Below are 17,937 nucleotides of genomic sequence, written 5' to 3' on the forward strand. Positions count from 1 at the left end.
GTTGAGCGCCCTAGTCTAACTTGAGAATCAAGCGCCGATTGCCTGCTTGATTTCAGAACAGGCAAGCGCTAAATCCTCAGCAAAGGCAACCTCTTGGCATTGATCTCGGTCCCAGCCAGGGCCACCAAGGACAACTCGCGGGGCTGGGCGAACATTCGGAATATCCTTAAAGAATTTAGGATCGCCATTTTTTGCTAACTGTGCCCAGAGAAATACAGCAGGTGGGGCGCTGCGAGTTACGACCGAAGATAGCGCTGCCAGCGGAGTTCGCGCCCCCATTACCTGACATTCGATATTTAATTCAGCAAGTGCGGCGGTAAGTGCATGCAGGGCTAGACAGTGCAGCTCCTCCCCGACAGATGCCAGCAGCACCGGACGAGGATTGATAGGGCTCTTAATCTCCCTTGAGAAATCACGCAAAACATTTGTGATTGATTCCGAAAGTAAGTGCTCTACTTCAATTCCTTCACCAGTTTGCGCCCAGATATCGCCAACGATAATTAAGACCGGAACCATGACCTCATGCCAACTATCAATGACTCCGAATTGAGAAATTTCCTGACGCAATAGCGCCTCAACAAAATTGTGATCAAGTGATTGCGCAGCGCTCACAATCGCATCCACCACATCAGAGCGCTCGTGAACCGTCTCTACGATCTGCTCCAGGTTAAGACTGCCCTTATGAGATAGGGCTTGTTCGGCAGCCTCTGCCGGACTCACTCCGGCAACAATTAACCGTCGCATCATGATCAGCTTGGCTAGGTCTTGCGGGAGATACTTACGATGCTCACCAGCTTCATGGCCCGATGGGCCAAGGCCATAGCGCCGGGCCCACGTGCGAAGAGTTGCCGGGGCTACCCCAATCCGGCGAGCCACCGCCGCCACGGTGAGCTTCTCGTCATCCTTGGCAGCCATGGCGCAATCTTGTCGGAAAGTGGCTTAACTCACCACCTGAAAGCGGACATTTTGGCCCTTGAATAAGACACGCAACGATTGCCCCTTGAACAACCTATGAAACGGTTGTACGCTCTGATATCCCTAGAGAAACGGAGAAAAATCATGGCTGAACTATCACGACTTCCTCAACCTATTGCTGAGCAATGGGAGTGGCAGTATCAAGGTTCCTGCCGATCGATGGACTCTGAGAAGTTCTTTCATCCTGATGGGGAACGCGGTCCTCGCAGACGTAATCGCGAAAATGCTGCAAAGGCTATCTGTGCATCATGTCCGGTCATCGCAGACTGCCGCGCCCACGCGCTTGCCGTCCAAGAGCCTTATGGAATCTGGGGCGGTCTATCAGAAGATGATCGCAGCGCAATCTTGATTCAGCGCGGCATACCAGTTATTTCGCACGCTTCATAATTATTAAATAATTACTAGAAAAGAAAAACCCCCGTACTCAGTACGGGGGTTTTCTTATTAATTTTTTTATTAGTGTCCGTGCCCGCCAGGACCATGGGAATGTCCATGTCCACCAGCTGCTGGCTCTTGATCAGCAGGACGCTCAAATACAACAGCTTCTGTTGTAATAAACATCGCAGCGATAGAGGCAGCGTTTGCAAGTGCTGAGCGAGTTACCTTCACTGGGTCGATGACGCCATCTTTTGCAAGATCTCCATAGACATCAGTTGCAGCGTTGAAGCCCTCATGTGATTTCAGCGCGCGAACCTTTGCAACTACTACGTAGCCTTCAAGTCCAGCATTTTCAGCAATCCAGCGAAGTGGTTCATCGCAAGCTTTGCGAACGAGTGCCACACCAACTGCCTTATCACCTGTGAAGCCAAGGTTGTCATTGAGAGCATCGGCAGCGTGAACAAGTGCTGCTCCTCCACCAATAACGATTCCTTCTTCCACAGCTGCGCGAGTTGCAGAGATAGCATCTTCTAAGCGGTGCTTTTTCTCTTTAAGCTCAACTTCAGTGTGTGCTCCGACCTTGATAACACAGACGCCACCAGCGAGTTTTGCAACGCGCTCCTGGAGCTTCTCGCGATCCCAATCAGAATCAGAGGTTGCTATCTCGTTACGAATTTCGCTCACGCGACCAGCAACTAGTGCCTTATCGCCAGCTCCATCAACGATTGTGGTTGCATCCTTGGTGATCACGATGCGACGAGCGCGACCGAGATCTTCCAGAGTTGCTGCCTCTAGCTTCATGCCAATCTCACCTGAGATGACTGTGGCTCCCGTCAAGATTGCGATGTCTTGCAACATTGCCTTGCGACGATCTCCAAAGCCAGGTGCCTTAACGGCTGCTGAAGTAAATACTCCGCGCATGCGGTTTACCACCAGCGTTGAAAGTGCTTCGCCTTCAACATCTTCAGCGATGATAAGAAGCGGCTTTCCTGCCTGTGAGACCTTCTCTAGGAGAGGTAGAAGTTCAGGTAGAGCTGAGATTTTATTTGCAGAGATGAGAACGTACGCATCATCTAATACAGATTCCATACGATCTGGATCTGTAACGAAGTATGGCGAGATGTAACCCTTATCGAATTGCATACCTTCTGCAAACTCAAGTTCAAGTGCGGTAGTTGATGCTTCTTCCACAGTGATGACGCCATCTTTGCCGACCTTGTCCATTGCTTCTGCAATGAGGTCACCGATTGCGCGATCTTGAGCAGAGATAGTTGCGACGTCAGCAATCTGTGCCTTGTCCTTAACTACTGTTGCATTTTCGCGAAGGCGTGCTGAAACTGCTTCCACAGCTGCTTCGATACCGAGCTTGAGATCCATAGGCTGGGCACCGGCAGCAAGGTTACGAAGACCCTCCTTGACCATTGCTTGAGCCAGAACTGTGGCAGTAGTTGTTCCATCACCAGCAACATCGTTGGTCTTTGTGGCAACTTCCTTAACGAGCTGTGCGCCCATGTTCTCTACTGGATCTGAAAGTTCGATCTCTTTTGCAATTGTCACACCATCATTAGTGATAGTTGGCGCACCAAACGACTTTGCGATAACAACGTTGCGACCCTTGGGCCCAAGAGTTACCTTGACTGTGTCCGCGAGTTGATTAACTCCACGTTCCATTGCGCGACGAGCATGCTCGTCGAATTCCAACATTTTTCCCATGGATTACTTCTCGATAATCGCGAGGATGTCGCGAGCAGAGAGAACGAGGTACTCCTCGTTGTTGTACTTCACTTCGGTTCCGCCGTACTTGCTATAGAGAACAACGTCGCCAACTTTTACATCCATTGGTACGCGAACGCCATCATCGAAGCGGCCTGGGCCAACTGCAACAACTGTGCCTTCTTGTGGCTTCTCTTTCGCGGTATCTGGGATAACAAGACCTGATGCAGTCGTAGTCTCAGCTTCATTTGCCTTAACAACAATGCGATCTTCGAGTGGCTTAATGGCAACTGCCATGGTGGTACTCCTTCTTATTCGAGTGTGTGTTTCGAGTCTTAGCTTTGATATTTCCACTATGTCGGGACTTACCTGCCATTAGCAGTGTGGGCCCGAGAGTGCTAACGCCAAGCCTAGGGGCGCTTATTCCACCGGGCAAATCCAAGAGCTAGAGGGCCACCTGCTCCACTTTCAGGCTCGAATCGGCATCAAAGGCCCCGTGTGTGGCTGGCCTGCCTGAACTGAGCATCAGGGAGCCCAGAGCCGCCACCATCGCCCCATTATCGGTACAAAGACCAGCGGCAGGGATACGAAGATGCACCCCGGCCTTTTCACAGCGATCAGCTGCCACCGCGCGAAGACGTGAATTAGCAGCTACTCCACCAGCGATCACCAATGAATTAATCCCCGTCGATTTACATGCAGCCAGTGCCTTAAGCAGCAAGACATCAACTACCGCCTCTTGAAATGAGGCTGCCACATCTGCGCGAACAAATCTTGGTGTGTTCTCTAAATATCTAGCCACCGCAGTCTTAAGTCCAGAGAAAGAAAATTCATAGGGGCGAGTCTGCCAATCTTGGGAAGTTGTCAGCCCTCGAGGAAAATCAATTGCAGTTGGTGATCCGCCAACTGCTTCCCGATCGATCGCAGGCCCGCCCGGAAAACCTAACGCCAATAGCCGTGCAATTTTATCAAAGGCCTCACCTGCTGCGTCATCCATCGTTGCACCCAATTTGGTAATCGAGCCGGTGATGTCATCTACCTGCAAAAGTGAAGAGTGACCACCACTAACCAGCAACGCAATTGTTGGATCTGTGGGTTTGTCATGGGTTAAGTAATCAACTGAAACATGAGCTGCTAAATGGTTCACACCATAGAGCGGGCGACCAAGACCTTGCGCAAGTCCACTTGCTGATGCAACGCCGACAAGGAGTGCTCCCACTAATCCGGGGCCAGCTGTCACAGCAATGGCGTCGATATCTTTAAGTGAAATCTTTGCCTCTGTCACGGCGCGTTGGATGCTGGGAAGCATCGCCTCTAAATGTGCACGGGATGCGATTTCAGGAACTACTCCCCCAAAGCGTGCATGTTCTTCCACACTGGATGCAATCACATTGGCCAATAAGGTGCGCCCGCGCACAATTCCTATTGCGGTTTCATCACATGATGTTTCAATTCCGAGAACTATCGGCTGCATTATGTGAACTCCTTGCGCATGACCAGAGCGTCACTGCCAGGACCGTAATAATTCATACGTACCGAAATCTGCATATATCCAAGTGCCTGATAGAGCTCGATGGCGGCGGCATTGGTATGTTCGACTTCCAGCATCATGGCGCTGGCGCCACGTTCTTCTGACCACTGCTCAATTTGGCGCATAAATTCCCGGGCTATCCCTTGTCTGCGAAATTCAGGAAGTACTGCCACGGTGAGAATATCTGCCTCAACTCCTGGTGCCGGCAGAAATACACCGCAATATCCCACGATGCGATTATCACATTCGGCCACCGACATAAATCGGGTGCGAGGAATGCCAGCAAACTCTTCTTTAAATTGCGCAGAGCTCCACGGTGAATATGGAAATAACTCTTTCTCATAACCGACAAGAACTGGAATATCCAATGCGATGGGCTGGCGATAGGAAATCATGGCCGCTCCGCGGTGGGCACAGCATCAGGCCGACGTAAATACATGGGCTCAGTAACGCTCTGGCTTGCTGCCAGTAAAACTAGTTTTTGCATATCGGGAAAAACATCAATGATGAAGTTGGCAACTTCAGCTGGTTTATTGACCGAGGGACCAGCAACTCGGACGCCATCTTTGTAACTAGCCCAGTAAATCTCTTTCCGGCGGGCATCAATTGCCACTGTGTACTGATCTTTATCAATTGCAATCGCATCGAGTGAACAGATTCCAATAACAGGAATCTGGCGGGCGAGAGCAAAGGACTGCGCAAATGCGATCCCCACACGAAGACCGGTAAATGGCCCCGGACCCATTCCCACAACAACTTGGTGCGGAGGCTTGGCAACCTTGAGCGCTACTGCAACTAACTCTGAAAGTGCGCGTCCATGATCAGTTGCTCCCTCGTGTGCCTTCTCAAAAAGAACTACGCCATTTTCAATAATTCCAACAATCGTCTTTGAAGTTGAGGTATCGATAGCGAGTGAGATTGTCATAGCTCAACACCCTGCCAGCGCGCGCCAACCTTATTGATTAGTACTTCACGAACTTCTTCAGTGCGATCAATGGTGATTTCAAGGCGTTCATCACTTAATCGTGCAGATTCAGCCCCGCCCCATTCAATAACCGTCACGGCATCTTCGCGCACCGTATCAAGATCCAAGTCATCTAAGTAAACAGCTGCGTTGCCACCTTCAAGTAGTCGATAGGCATCGACGTGAATAAGTGCGAGCGGAGCCTGATGAATTCGGGAGATCACGAAGGTGGGCGATGTAACGTCGTTGATGCCGAGTGCTTGCCCGATACCTTGAACTAAAACAGTTTTGCCGGCGCCCAGTGGGCCGTTGAGCAAGATGAGATCTCCAGCACGGCACTGGGCGCCAATGCGCATACCTAGTGCATGCATATCTGCAGCAGTCTCGATTCTCACTCGTGAAGGATAGTTCATCGTGAAAAAGAAGAAGGGCCCCAGTCTCCCAGGGCCCTTCTTCTTAACTGATTGCTGAATTAATAGCCGAAGTCATACTTCAGATCGGCTGGGCGATAATCAATATCGCCATTGAGGTAAGGAACCTTCTCCGCTATGTATTGAACATAAGCATTCGTTGGAACCTTTCCTGATTTAGCAGCGACTGCGAGCATATCTACCCACGCCTTCATCTGCTTTGTGGTGAAGGCTTGATGGCCTACTCCAGAAACTGCTGGAGCTGCCGTCAAATCTGGCGCTCCTGTAGCAGTGAACTTTGTGTAGGTTTCAGGCGTCATTGCATAAAGTGCAAGAGTGTTCCAGATTGGCTTCTTGCCAGTCCTTGTCTTCTCCCAAGATGCAAGAGCCTTTTCGTAGACTTCGCGCTTGCGATCTACATAACGTGATGAGTTACCAGGAAAGACCAAACGATCTGCCTCATTTGAAATCAAGATAGTTGGCTTGGTTGAGGTAAATGATGACTTATCAAGTGCCTTGAACTTGGCAATTGCAGCTGCATCACCTGCAACACGAGGAGCCATAGAAAGCACTCCAAGCATTGCGGCAATACCTTCATCACCTGATAGTCCTAGGTTGTAACGACCAGAATCAGCCTCATCGAGCAGTGCTGCCCAATTTGTTTTTGTATTGTCGTAGAATCCAGGGCCTGTTATTTCAGACATTGATTGTCCGGCCAAGACTCCAGTTGCGACTGCTTCTCCCATATTTTCCAGGATTGCAACAGTTGCGTTTATGCTGTGTTCAGGAACAAGTGCGCTTGTCGAGATTCCATCCATGTGTGCACTCTTTGTTGGAACTCCTGAAAGAAGGCCAGTTAGAAGTAGTGCTGAACGTTGTGGAATTGGTGAACCCTTGAGTGCTGCAGGATATTCAAGCCCTGGAACTCCAGAGTTAATCTGCCAAGCCTTGAGTAGCGCTACAACTTTTAGCAACTCTCCTACAGCTGCTTGGAATCCTGGAACACCCTTTGTGCCAAATGCTGTGCAACCTTTAATGGTTGGGTCAGCAAAAACACTGAGGATGTAGAAGATGTCGCAAGCAGACTGGACTGAGTCAGCTGGCGAAGGTGTATTTCCAGCCAAGATTCCGACAGCATCAGCATATGTTGGGTACTTCTCAATAAATGGCGTAAGAATAGTGCCAGCCTGTGAAGATCCATAGACAACTTTCTTCTGAATCTTTGTGCCGTATTTAGCCATCGCGGTATCAATAACTTCCTTGAGCATCTCTACCCGGTAGGTGTTATTCCATCCACGTAGACCTTGAACAGTTCCGTCGTAGGCTGCAGCGCCATAACCGGCAAGCATCATCTCTTTTGTGATGTCTTTACCTGTTGATTGGCTAGCTGGAGTAATTTCTTCTACTCCAGTTGGAACAGTAGCTACACCTGGAACTGGATATGTTGACCGGAATCCATGCTCCCAGAAGAACATTGTTCCCTTGAAGTTTGCCGGCATCTTAAATACATAACCCGCACCATTAGCAAGCTTGCCAGTACAGGTTTCGAGATTAGCTTTGTCAGTTGTACATGTTGGCGCCGCAGCGTTTGCTGCAGGAACAGATACAAGAACACCTGCTGCTACAAGTGCTGCCGCACTCACAGCTGCGATTGATTTACGCATTGATAGTTTCATCTGATTAACCAACCTTTGGTAGTGCATCGGCTGCGATTGCAGGACGTGTGTATTTGAGTTCGGTTACAGCACCCTTAGCTGAATCAGTTGTCCACAATTTACGTGTGCCATCGATTGGCTTAAGCACTGCCGTTGCATCATATTTTCCGATCCAGAAGCCCGTATAAGCCTCGTGGGTCTTTGCAGAGTATCCGAGTGGAGCAAGAGCTGCACTCGATAACTTAGCTGGATTGTTTTCGATGTACTTGATGATGCCTTGACGTGTGAGGTCTTTACCAGCACCCATAAGAGCAGCTGTCATGGTGTAGCCAATGTTCATTCCTTGCAGAACATTGTTATCCCAAGCCTTGCCTGCGGCTGGGCCGGTGTTGAATTCATCATTAATCTTCTTAAATGCTTTGACGAATTCGTCATCTGCTTCACCTGGTGATGGAGCATGTGATGCTGAAATCGTTCCAGCTAGGAGCCCTGCTGATACAGCCGCAGGGATTCCTTTTGTACTGAGAATTGTCTGGAAGGTGGTGGCATCTGATCCCACAGAGATGACTATGTACTGTGGCTTGTAGCCAATCTTGTTCGCTGAACCCACAGCTGCTGCAAATGCTGAAGCAGTGGCGCCAACTACAACAACTTCGACGTTATTATCTTTCAGCTGTTGCATCTGAGCATCGAGTCCACCAGCTTGAGCGCCAGCGATAAATGTTGCGGCATTCTTCTTCGCTGTGAAAGTTACTCCAGCAGTTGCTAGACCTTCCACAGTGTTACGACCGAAGTCATCGGTTGATGTACTTTCCAATAATTTTCGCTTCAACAACGTAGGTTCCCAAAGAACCGAAGGTTGTTGGATACTTCTTAGGATCTGTGTAGAAACCGCTATATCCACTAAGGACGAAGAGGTCAGGGATTCCACGACGGTTGAGATCTTTGATAACAGAGATATGTGTCTGGGTTCCAACAGAGCCCACCATCGCAAAGACTTTATCCTTATTGATCAGTGCTGACGCAGTTGAAACTGTGAGGCCAGCCTTGTATGCGTCATCTTTGGCAACCAAAGTGATCTTGCGGCCATAGACGCCGCCCTTTGAATTGACGTAGTCGAAGTAGGCGCGCATGGCGTCATCTACCTTGTTATATCCGGGGCTCGCTGTGCCTGTCTGTGGCAGCTGCATTCCTAAAACAATTTCAGTGTCACTTACACCTGGTGTGCTCGCACCCTGAGCCGGCATCGCTGTGAGCGCGAGCGCGCCAGCGAGGGCTACAGAGATAACTGCGATGGACTTACGAGGTGATCGGGACAGAGATGCACGATTTTTCACTGCATTCACTCTTTCTCTTTGCCTTATATGCGATAAGGGGACATAAGCCGCCAAATCGCCACTAGCCCCGAGGTGGGCTAGAACGACCTCACGCTAACAGATACCGAACGGTAAGTGAACGGAAAGTGTCCTCACGGGCGAGTCCCTGCCTACGGGAATGCCTATAATTTTGGTTTATAACAAAAATATATAAAACTTATTTATGTTTGTGAAGCTTCACACCAGCTACTCCAGCAGGGTTTATCACCACTGTGAGAATAAGTAAGAGGCTAGAGATTAGCGCCGGTAAGTAGTTGGAGACCTGTTCGCTTAATTCGAAGCTTCCAAGAATTAGCTCGATCCAGTCAGGTAAGAAAACAACAATGACAGTACCGATGAAGGCGCCGGCAATACTGCGGATTCCGCCAAGTACTGCAGCGGTCAATAACAACAGTGAGAGTGAAACTGGATAGACGCTGGGACCCACTAATCCACGAAGCCCGTAGAGGGCGCCAGATAACCCAGCAAAGGTTGATGAGATAACAAAGACATAAATCTTCTGGCGAGCGAAGTTAACTCCGGCAAGTGATGCCGCACTTTCATGATCTCGAATAGATCGCCACATCCGTCCGGTGCGCGATAAGAGAATGTTGGAAGCAAAAAAGAGTGCTACCGCTGCAAATGGCAGTGCCACATAAAGCTGCCATTGTTCATATGTGGGTTCGCCAAAGAGATTGGAGAACCACTGTGGTGGATACCCCACATCTACTTGCAACCCTTCATCGCCTTTAAAGACTGACATAAATCTATTTGCAATAGTTGGAATTGCAAGTGCAATTACTAGCGTTGTTCCGGCAAGGTAGGGACCGCGCAATCGAGCTGCCGCAACACCGAGTAGAAGGCCGGCAATGGCTGAAGAAATAATTGAGAGCGGAATCGCAACCCAGAGTGAAAGTTTGTAATTAATCATCAGCAGCGCTGTGGAATATCCGCCCACCGCCATCAGTGCGCCTTGACCCAAGGACAATTGCCCTGAAATTCCAGTCAGCAACGTGATTGATAGAACGCCAATAAACAAGATCAGAACTACCGCTAGCTGTGCTTGGTTGTAGGCATCAAATTGCATACCAACCAGCAGTATTAGGGCTGAGAAAATTAGCGTGCGAATAAAGCTGGTGCGTGCTATTGATTTCACTTTGAGATTAGACACGGCGCGCATCCTTTGATCCGAGAATGCCGCGTGGCCTGATAATCAAAACCAGGAGAAGCACCGCCAAGATAGCCAGATATACATCTTCTGGGGTGTCATAGAAGGTCACAAATGAGATGACCATTCCGAGAATGAATCCTCCAAGTACTGCTCCTGCCGGACTATCGAGTCCGCCAACAACTGCCGCGGTAAAGCCCACGATGAGAACGAGATCAAGTGTGTTCGGCGATAAATTCGAAGTTGGGGTGATGAGAAGTCCAGCTAGTGAAGATGCCGCACCTGATATAGCCCAACTAATTGTGCGAGTGCGATTTGTTCGAATTCCACTGAGTTTTGCTACTTCTTGATTAAGCGCTGTTGCGCGCATTGCTAGGCCAATACCAGTCTTGGTAAAGAACAGTGTTGTGAGAATCAATGTGACAGTCACAATTGACACTACGAAAACATCGAATGAGGTAAAGGGCAAAACATTGCCGGCCACAGTGAAGCCTTCCTGCTTTGCTGGTGAGGGAAATCCTCGCTCTTCTGCAGCCCAGATAATTCCGGCAAGTGCTTGTAGCGCACCTAGGATTCCAAGGGATGCAATAACAGGAACTGCCGCCCGCATTGATTCACTGCTCAGTAACTCACTCTGCTTCTTATTTGAGAGCGGTCGCATGATGAAAATATCAAGGAGTGCACCAAGTGCGGCCCCAGAAAGAAGGGCTACAAAGAAGGCAAGCCAATATGAGTAGCCGTTAGTGATTAGCGTTGAAGCGATGTAGGTGCTAAACATCGCCTGACCCATTTGGGCAAAGTTAACAATGCCGGCACCGCGCCAGATGATTACAAGACCGAGCGCAACGAGTGCGAAGATCGCTCCACGCGATGTGCCTAAAGATAGGGCTGCTAAGAAAGTACTCATCAATACCCCAAATATGCAGCGCGTAGTTTTGCATCAGCTTTGAGCTCTGCTGCCGGGCGATCTGCCACAACTTTTCCAAGTGCGAGCAGCACACCGTGGTCTGCCACACCGAGAGCGGTATTGGCATTTTGCTCAACAAGTAAAACCGAAAGCCCGGTGCTGCGACACAGGATATTTACGGAATCAATGATTTGTTCAACAACAAGAGGTGCTAGCCCAAGTGAAGGTTCATCAAGAAGAAGCAGTTGTGGCCGCGAGACCAACGCGCGGCTGATAGCCAACATCTGACGTTCTCCGCCAGATAGCGTTCCTGCTAATTGTTTACGGCGCTCTTTAAGTCGCGGAAAGAGTGCATACATCTCATCTATTGCAGTTGTTATATCTGACTTAAATTTTCTACGGCGGAAAAGCGAACCCATCGAGATATTCTCTTCCACGCTCAACTCTGAAATCACTGCATGTCCCTCAGGAACATGTGCGATTCCCAATCGGACAATATCTTCTGGGCGCTTTCCTAGGATTGATTGCCCTTTCCACGTGATGGAACCGGAACTGGGATGTTCCAGACCTGAAATCGTGCGCAGTAACGTGCTCTTTCCGGCGCCGTTGGCGCCAATCACGGTTGTGATCTTTGATTCCTGTGCCTGCATCGATACGCCATCAATGGCCACAACAGAACCGAAGCGAGTGATGAGATTGTCAATCTTAAGCATGCGCACCGCCCAACTTTTCACTGCCGGTTTGCTGTGAGGTGCCAAGGTAGGCAGCGAGCACAGCTGGGTCGCGCTTAACGGTGTCGAAGCTTCCACTTGAGATGACTTTTCCAAAGTTTAAAACATAGACCTGGTCTGAGATCGCGCCAATAAAATCCACATGATGTTCGACAATGACGATTGCACAGCGTTGCTTTAATTGCTTGAGAAGTGAAGCAAATTTATCAATGTCATCTTGACCTAATCCGGCAGCAGGTTCATCTAGAAGAAGTATCTCGGGTTGAGAAACTAGCGCCCGAGCAATAGATACTCGCTTGCTCTCGGGATAAGTAAGTTCGCCCGGCATCTTCTCGGCTAAATCCAGCGCACCAGCCCAAGCAAGTGCATCACTTGCACGCCGGCGCAGCATTGCTTCTGCCCGACCTGACAGTCCTAATAAATCTCTGAAAAAGTTGGTGCCGCTGCTGTGATTGGCGCCCATCATGACATTTTCAATAACGCTCAATCCGCTAAAGAGTCCAACACCTTGCAATGTGCGACTTATGCCAAGTCCGGCCAAATCATGACTTGCTGGCCATTTCATCTCTTTGCCATGAATAGCAATCACTCCAGAAGCTGGCGTGACAAGTCCTGAGATTGCATTGAAGATTGTTGTCTTACCCGCACCATTGGGGCCAATTAGACCCACAATTGTGTTGGGTGCGATTTCAAGAAATACATCATCGAGTGCGGTAAGGCCGCCGAATTTAACGCTGAGATGAGAAATTGATAGAGCTGGACCAGCACTCATAACAACCTCTCTTTCATCAATCTCAAAGCATTCAATCTGGAATTAGTAAACATGGGGCGCGTAGATTCTAGGCACACGCGGGCCTATTCGTGTGACTATCTCATAATTAATTGATTGAGACGCTGCTCCCCAGTCATCTGCTGTGTATTCACCGTGTGAACCGTTACCGAAAACTGTCACCCAGTCTCCCGAGCGAGCTTTGGCATCCACACCTAAATCGACAACAAATTGATCCATGGATACTCGTCCAATAATGGGTGCGCGCTTTCCTGCAGACCACACTCCGGCAGTGCGCGCGATCCGTGGAATTCCATCTGCATACCCCATCGCAACTACACCTAACTTGGTGTCGACCGTTGTGCTCTGGGTTGCCCCATAACCAACAGGTGATCCGACTGGAACATCTTTAACTAAATAGAGAGCAGCCCGTAGCTGCATAGCTGGACGAAGGCCAAGAGATTTCGAATCACCGAGTGTCTGCACATCGGGAGAAAGTCCATACATCGCAATACCTGTGCGCACCATGTCAAAGCTAGCAGCGCCATTTTTTAGCGTGGCAGCTGAGTTCGATAAATGTCTCATGATGTTGACGTGGCCAAGAGAATTCAGATGCGCAACGGCAGCGCTAAATCGCCCCAGTTGATCACTATTTTGTTTTTCAGCTGGCTCATCTGCCCGGGCAAAATGCGAGAAGATTCCGACAACGTCCACACCCTTTAGCTGCTCTGCAGTGAGTTGATCCCATTCATTCAGAAACCCACCACGGGTCATACCGGTATCAACTTCCAAGTGAATGCGCGCTTTTTTAGACTTAGCTGCTGCCGAAATTTCTTTCAGCGCAGCTAGTGATGCGACCGCAATTTCAATATCTAACTCAATGCCTTGTGCAAAATCTGAGCCCGGTTGGACAAGCCACGCCAAGATTGGTGCAGTGATACCTGCCTCGCGCAGGGCAACTGCTTCTTCCAAGAGGGCAACGCCAAGGTATGAAGCACCGGCTGATAGCGCTGCCTTTGCAACCGGAATCAGTCCATGGCCGTAGGCATCGGCTTTCACAACTGCCAGAAGATTTGTTCCGGAAACGTCTTTAAGTAGTTCAACGTTATGTTTAATTGCACTGAGATCAATAAGTGCTTCTGCTCTCATCGCTCAATCACCACCATCGCCGATGCGATACCACCGTCGTGTGAAAGTGAAAGGTGCACGGTGGCGCCGTCAATGAGTTCTGCGATTGCACCACGAAAGAGAAAGTCGGGTTTTCCGTTTTCATGGTTAATGACTTCAGCATCGTGCCACTGCAATCCATGAGTTGGACTCAAGGCTTTATAGAGCGCCTCTTTGGCGGCAAAGCGGGCGGCAAGTGATGGGGCGGATTTGGTACGTTCAGATTCGGTAAATAGTTTTTGCGCCAAATGTGGGGTGCGCTCGAGGGATTGCTTAAATCGGGCAATGTCTACGACATCGATGCCAATTCCATCAATCATGACACCGAGTCTATTAGTGGTTAGTGAAGTTGGCTATCAGATGGGAAATATCGGTCTATCGCGATTATCAAAACCAAAAGGGAACCCCCAAGTAAGAGGCCACCGAAGAGATCTGAGAACCAGTGGGTATTTCGCAGCAATGAGACTACACAAACAGTTAAGGCGAGCAGGCCAACGCCGGCGCTAGCAAGCCTTCCTTGATAGCGATTGACATGGGCGTATCGGTAAATCAAATATGCAACCATCCCCCAAATAAGAATGGCATTTGATGCATGACCGCTGGGATATGACATTCCACCAGCATGCAAGAGATCGAAACCCTCTTTTGGCTTTGTGCGTCCTAACCCATATTTAAATGCACCAACAACTACGTTGAGGGCAAGAAATGAGAGCACTCCTAAATTAATTGGCCGCCATGTTTTAAATCGGCGCGAGATGTAAACGGCAACAATAAGCAGCGCAACCCCAGAGACGCCACGCAGACCTAGGTCATCTAGCCTGCGAATAACAAAGTTAGATAAACCTTGGAATTTCGGGTGCTCTACATCGTTAAAAGTGCGGTCAATCTCAATGAGAAATCCGTTGGTGAGTACCTGATAAGTAACAAATAAGTAACCTGCGAATAGGCTTGCTGACCATTTCAGAGCACGGCGCATTTGGCGCTGGCGAGGATCGACAATCGTTGACATAGTTATTCGACGGTGACCGATTTAGCCAAGTTACGAGGTTGGTCTACATCTGTGCCGCGAGCAACAGCTATTTCATATGCAAAGACTTGCAGTGGAACGGTTGCAAGGACCGGCTGGAATAAAGAAGATGTCACAGGAATACGAATAATGTGTTCTGCGCCAATGACTTCGGCACCTTCTGGGGCGATGACAACTACACGAGCACCGCGTGCCTTTACCTCTTGAATGTTGCTGAGCATCTTCTCATCCAGGCCATGCTCATCAGCAGGAGGCAATATTGCAATCACAGCAGTGCCTTCTTCAATCAAAGCGATAGGCCCATGTTTAAGTTCGCCGCCCGCAAAACCTTCAGCATGAATATATGCAAGCTCTTTTAATTTAAGTGCCCCTTCAAGTGCAACGGGATATTCAATTCCGCGCCCTAGAAAGAGAATGGTGTCGTTCTTTACAAACTTACGAGTTAACTCACGAAGGGGTTCGATAGTTTCCAAGATTTGTTCCACCTTGCCAGGAAGCTCAAGCATCTGGCTATATAGATCGCGTACTTCTTTCTCGGTGAGCTGCTTTCGCACCTGTGCCAGTTTTAGACCGATGAGATAGATAGCAACAATTTGTGTGAGGAAAGCTTTCGTTGATGCAACAGCAATTTCAGGACCTGCATGGGTATAGAGGACCGCGTCCGACTCACGTGGGATCGTAGATGAGTTTGTATTACAGACTGCCAATACTCGAGCGCCAGCTGCCTTTGCATGGCGCACCGCCATGAGCAGATCCATAGTTTCACCTGATTGTGAGATTGCAATAACGAGGCAATCTTTATCAATAATCGGATCGCGATAGCGATATTCGGAGGCAATCTCCACATCTACTGGAATCTTTGCCCACTTTTCGATTGCATACTTTGCCACCATGCCTGCGTGATAGGCAGTGCCGCAAGCAATGACAGAAATTCTCTTAATCTGTCTCATCTCATCATCACTCATATGTAATTCATCAAGAAGTATCTGGTTGTTATCACTCAGGCGGCCAATAAGAGTGTCGGCTATTGCTTTTGGTTGATCAAAGATTTCCTTGAGCATGAAGTGGGCGAAACCACCTTTTTGCGCCGCGGCTGCATCCCATGTGATTTCGTATTCACGAAGTGCAACAGCCCGGCCTTCGAGGTCACAGATTGTGATTGCTTCCGGGCTGATGGTCACAACTTCATCTTGGCCAAGTTCAACTGCGCGCTTGGTGTAATCGATAAAGGCAGCGACATCAGATGCTAAGAAATTTTCACCCTTGCCAATACCGGCTACCAATGGCGAATTACGGCGTACTCCCACGATTGTTTGTGGGGCATCGGCGTGAATGGCAAGAAGTGTGAAAGAGCCACGCAGTCGCTTGACCGCTGCCCGCATGGCTGCGGTGAGATCGCCACCATGTTCTTTGCGAAGGTCAGAAAGTAAGTGGGCTACAGATTCGGTATCTGTTTCAGATGAGAAGGCATGACCGCGAGCTTCTAACTCTTTGCGTAGCTCTGAATAATTTTCAATGATTCCATTGTGAATAACTGCCAGCTTGCCTTCATTATCTAAGTGAGGGTGGGCATTCCTGTCAGTGGGGCCACCGTGTGTTGCCCAACGTGTGTGTCCGATTCCAGAATGTACAGTAGGTAAATTTGCTGGGAGCGCCGCTTCAAGATTTGCAAGTTTGCCGGCGCGCTTTTCCACAAAGAGTGAGTTATTGGTACCAAGTGCGATTCCGGCAGAGTCATATCCGCGATATTCAAGTCGGCGAAGGCCTTCAACGATGGGCGTGATTGCAGATTGTGGTCCGGTGTAACCCACGATTCCGCACACGAATTAGTTCCCCAGTTCTGCTTTCACAACAGCTGCAAGAGATGTTGCGATGTCTTGCGCAAGGTTATCACTCGAGGCCTCAACCATCACTCTTACTAGTGCCTCAGTACCAGATGCGCGCAATAAGACTCGACCATTCTCGCCAAGAGTTGATTCGGCAGTCGCCACAGCCTTTGCAATCGCTGCTGATTCATCCAACTTATCTTTTTTCACATCAGAGACATTGATCAGAACCTGTGGGAAGCGCTGCATTTGTGATGCTAGTTCTGCCAGCGACTTCCCGCTGCGAACTACTTCTTGTGCCAATTGCAGGGCGGTAAGAATTCCGTCGCCAGTGTTGGCAAATTCGCGCATAATCAAATGTCCTGATTGTTCCCCACCTAGTGAGAAATCGCCTTCAATCATCTTTTCAAGAACGTAGCGGTCTCCGACTGCAGTGCTGATGACTGAAATACCAGCATTTTTCATAGCATGCATAAATCCTAAGTTGCTCATGACAGTGCCAACGATTGTGTTAGATGTAAGGCCGCCGCGGTTTTTGAATCCGATAGCAAGAATTGTCATGATGGCATCGCCATCGACAACCTTGCCGGCACCATCGATAGCCAAGCATCGATCAGCATCGCCATCGTGGGCAATTCCAAAGTCGGCGCCCTCTTTAACAACAGCTGCCTGTAAATCTTCTAAGTGTGTGGATCCACAGTTCTCGTTAATATTCCAGCCATCAGGAGAACGATGAATAGCAACTACGGTTGCTCCAGCTTTTTCATATGCAATGGGTGCGACAAAAGAAGATGCTCCATTTGCACAGTCAACAACAATTTTCAGACCTTTAAGGGGTGTAGTTACCGAAGCAGCTAGATGGTTGAGATAGCGAGCGCTGGCGGTCTCATCAAAGATAATGCGTCCAACATTTCGCCCGGTAGGACGTGTCCATGGTTCACCCATACGCTTTTCAATAGCAGCTTCGATGGAATCATCAAGCTTTCCACCACCACGTGAGAACAATTTGATTCCGTTATCTGGCATCGGGTTATGCGATGCTGAAATCATGACCCCGAGATCGGCCCCTGATTCACCCACAAGATAGGCAATCGCTGGGGTTGGTAATACTCCGACGCGATACACATCGATACCCGCACTTGCTAAACCGGCAGCAACAGCTGCTTCTAAGAATTCTCCTGAAGCACGTGAATCTTGACCAACTATGGCTCTAGGACGCTTGCCTTTATTACTCGATGATTCAACGAGAATATGCGCTGCCGCGACCGCAACATCCACGGCTATTTCAGCGGTAAGCGTTTGCCCGTTTGCTAAACCACGAATCCCGTCTGTTCCAAAGAGAGCCATAACAACTCCTTTAC

Annotated in this window: 20 protein-coding genes; 1 reads left to right on the forward strand and 19 read right to left on the reverse strand. The window is 49.2% G+C overall.

The features are described from left to right. Positions 1–27: 27 nt before the first annotated feature. Positions 28–915 (reverse strand): MerR family transcriptional regulator, encoded by an 888-nt coding sequence (locus A1sIIB142_RS05055; protein WP_095693914.1) that lies wholly within the window; start codon positions 913–915, stop codon positions 28–30. Positions 916–1,059: 144 nt separating this feature from the next. Here A1sIIB142_RS05055 and A1sIIB142_RS05060 point away from each other — a divergent pair, with 144 nt between their 5' ends. Then, a complete protein-coding gene (locus A1sIIB142_RS05060; RefSeq protein WP_095693915.1) occupies positions 1,060–1,362 on the forward strand; it encodes a WhiB family transcriptional regulator in 303 nt (100 codons plus the stop codon). A gap of 69 nt (positions 1,363–1,431) precedes the next feature. Here A1sIIB142_RS05060 and groL read toward each other — a convergent pair whose 3' ends face one another. From groL to glmM, 18 genes are all read right to left on the reverse strand, one after another. Next, positions 1,432–3,066 (reverse strand): chaperonin GroEL, encoded by a 1,635-nt coding sequence (gene groL, locus A1sIIB142_RS05065; RefSeq protein WP_095675182.1) that lies wholly within the window; start codon positions 3,064–3,066, stop codon positions 1,432–1,434. 3 nt (positions 3,067–3,069) lie between these two features. Beyond that, positions 3,070–3,363: a co-chaperone GroES gene (gene groES / locus A1sIIB142_RS05070; protein WP_095675183.1), complete on the reverse strand. Its 294-nt coding sequence runs from the start codon at positions 3,361–3,363 to the stop codon at positions 3,070–3,072. A 148-nt stretch (positions 3,364–3,511) separates the two neighbouring features. Then, positions 3,512–4,540: a tRNA (adenosine(37)-N6)-threonylcarbamoyltransferase complex transferase subunit TsaD gene (gene tsaD / locus A1sIIB142_RS05075; protein WP_095693916.1), complete on the reverse strand. Its 1,029-nt coding sequence runs from the start codon at positions 4,538–4,540 to the stop codon at positions 3,512–3,514. After that, positions 4,540–4,992 (reverse strand): ribosomal protein S18-alanine N-acetyltransferase, encoded by a 453-nt coding sequence (gene rimI, locus A1sIIB142_RS05080; RefSeq protein WP_095693917.1) that lies wholly within the window; start codon positions 4,990–4,992, stop codon positions 4,540–4,542. Before rimI ends, tsaD begins: the two co-directional genes overlap by 1 nt. After that, a complete protein-coding gene (tsaB, locus tag A1sIIB142_RS05085; protein WP_095693918.1) occupies positions 4,989–5,522 on the reverse strand; it encodes a tRNA (adenosine(37)-N6)-threonylcarbamoyltransferase complex dimerization subunit type 1 TsaB in 534 nt (177 codons plus the stop codon). The genes rimI and tsaB overlap by 4 nt, the downstream gene beginning before the upstream one ends. After that, positions 5,519–5,956, reverse strand: coding sequence for a tRNA (adenosine(37)-N6)-threonylcarbamoyltransferase complex ATPase subunit type 1 TsaE (gene tsaE, locus A1sIIB142_RS05090; protein WP_223299181.1), 438 nt, complete (start codon positions 5,954–5,956; stop codon positions 5,519–5,521). The genes tsaB and tsaE overlap by 4 nt, the downstream gene beginning before the upstream one ends. A 77-nt stretch (positions 5,957–6,033) precedes the next feature. After that, positions 6,034–7,647, reverse strand: a complete 1,614-nt coding sequence (locus tag A1sIIB142_RS05095) for a hypothetical protein (protein ID WP_095693919.1) — start codon at positions 7,645–7,647, stop codon at positions 6,034–6,036. Between the two features lie 4 nt (positions 7,648–7,651). Then, entirely contained in the window at positions 7,652–8,443 is a 792-nt protein-coding gene (locus tag A1sIIB142_RS05100; protein ID WP_095693920.1) for an ABC transporter substrate-binding protein, read from the reverse strand. Beyond that, positions 8,421–8,972, reverse strand: a complete 552-nt coding sequence (locus tag A1sIIB142_RS06625; RefSeq protein ID WP_095693921.1) for an ABC transporter substrate-binding protein — start codon at positions 8,970–8,972, stop codon at positions 8,421–8,423. The genes A1sIIB142_RS05100 and A1sIIB142_RS06625 overlap by 23 nt, the downstream gene beginning before the upstream one ends. Before the next feature lie 187 nt (positions 8,973–9,159). After that, complete coding sequence (locus A1sIIB142_RS05110) at positions 9,160–10,152, reverse strand: branched-chain amino acid ABC transporter permease (protein WP_190283252.1); 993 nt, start codon at positions 10,150–10,152, stop codon at positions 9,160–9,162. Beyond that, on the reverse strand, positions 10,145–11,056 hold the full coding sequence (locus A1sIIB142_RS05115) for a branched-chain amino acid ABC transporter permease (protein WP_095693923.1): 912 nt from the start codon (positions 11,054–11,056) through the stop codon (positions 10,145–10,147). The genes A1sIIB142_RS05110 and A1sIIB142_RS05115 overlap by 8 nt, the downstream gene beginning before the upstream one ends. Then, on the reverse strand, positions 11,056–11,769 hold the full coding sequence (locus tag A1sIIB142_RS05120; protein WP_095693924.1) for an ABC transporter ATP-binding protein: 714 nt from the start codon (positions 11,767–11,769) through the stop codon (positions 11,056–11,058). The genes A1sIIB142_RS05115 and A1sIIB142_RS05120 overlap by 1 nt, the downstream gene beginning before the upstream one ends. Then, positions 11,762–12,559 carry an ABC transporter ATP-binding protein gene (locus A1sIIB142_RS05125; protein ID WP_095693925.1) on the reverse strand — a complete coding sequence of 266 codons (798 nt, stop codon included), beginning with the start codon at positions 12,557–12,559 and terminating at the stop codon, positions 11,762–11,764. Before A1sIIB142_RS05125 ends, A1sIIB142_RS05120 begins: the two co-directional genes overlap by 8 nt. 42 nt (positions 12,560–12,601) lie before the next feature. Beyond that, complete coding sequence (gene alr / locus A1sIIB142_RS05130) at positions 12,602–13,705, reverse strand: alanine racemase (protein ID WP_095693926.1); 1,104 nt, start codon at positions 13,703–13,705, stop codon at positions 12,602–12,604. Then, positions 13,702–14,043 (reverse strand): holo-ACP synthase, encoded by a 342-nt coding sequence (locus tag A1sIIB142_RS05135; protein ID WP_095675193.1) that lies wholly within the window; start codon positions 14,041–14,043, stop codon positions 13,702–13,704. The genes alr and A1sIIB142_RS05135 overlap by 4 nt, the downstream gene beginning before the upstream one ends. A 20-nt stretch (positions 14,044–14,063) precedes the next feature. Further along, entirely contained in the window at positions 14,064–14,732 is a 669-nt protein-coding gene (locus tag A1sIIB142_RS05140) for a phosphatase PAP2 family protein (protein WP_223299182.1), read from the reverse strand. 2 nt (positions 14,733–14,734) lie between these two features. Then, positions 14,735–16,573 carry a glutamine--fructose-6-phosphate transaminase (isomerizing) gene (gene glmS, locus A1sIIB142_RS05145; protein WP_095693927.1) on the reverse strand — a complete coding sequence of 613 codons (1,839 nt, stop codon included), beginning with the start codon at positions 16,571–16,573 and terminating at the stop codon, positions 14,735–14,737. A gap of 3 nt (positions 16,574–16,576) precedes the next feature. Beyond that, positions 16,577–17,923: a phosphoglucosamine mutase gene (gene glmM, locus A1sIIB142_RS05150; RefSeq protein WP_095693928.1), complete on the reverse strand. Its 1,347-nt coding sequence runs from the start codon at positions 17,921–17,923 to the stop codon at positions 16,577–16,579. Between the last annotated feature and the right edge of the window lie 14 nt (positions 17,924–17,937).

The sequence above is a fragment of the Candidatus Planktophila versatilis genome (genome assembly GCF_002288345.1).
Lineage (GTDB): Bacteria > Actinomycetota > Actinomycetes > Nanopelagicales > Nanopelagicaceae > Planktophila > Planktophila versatilis_A.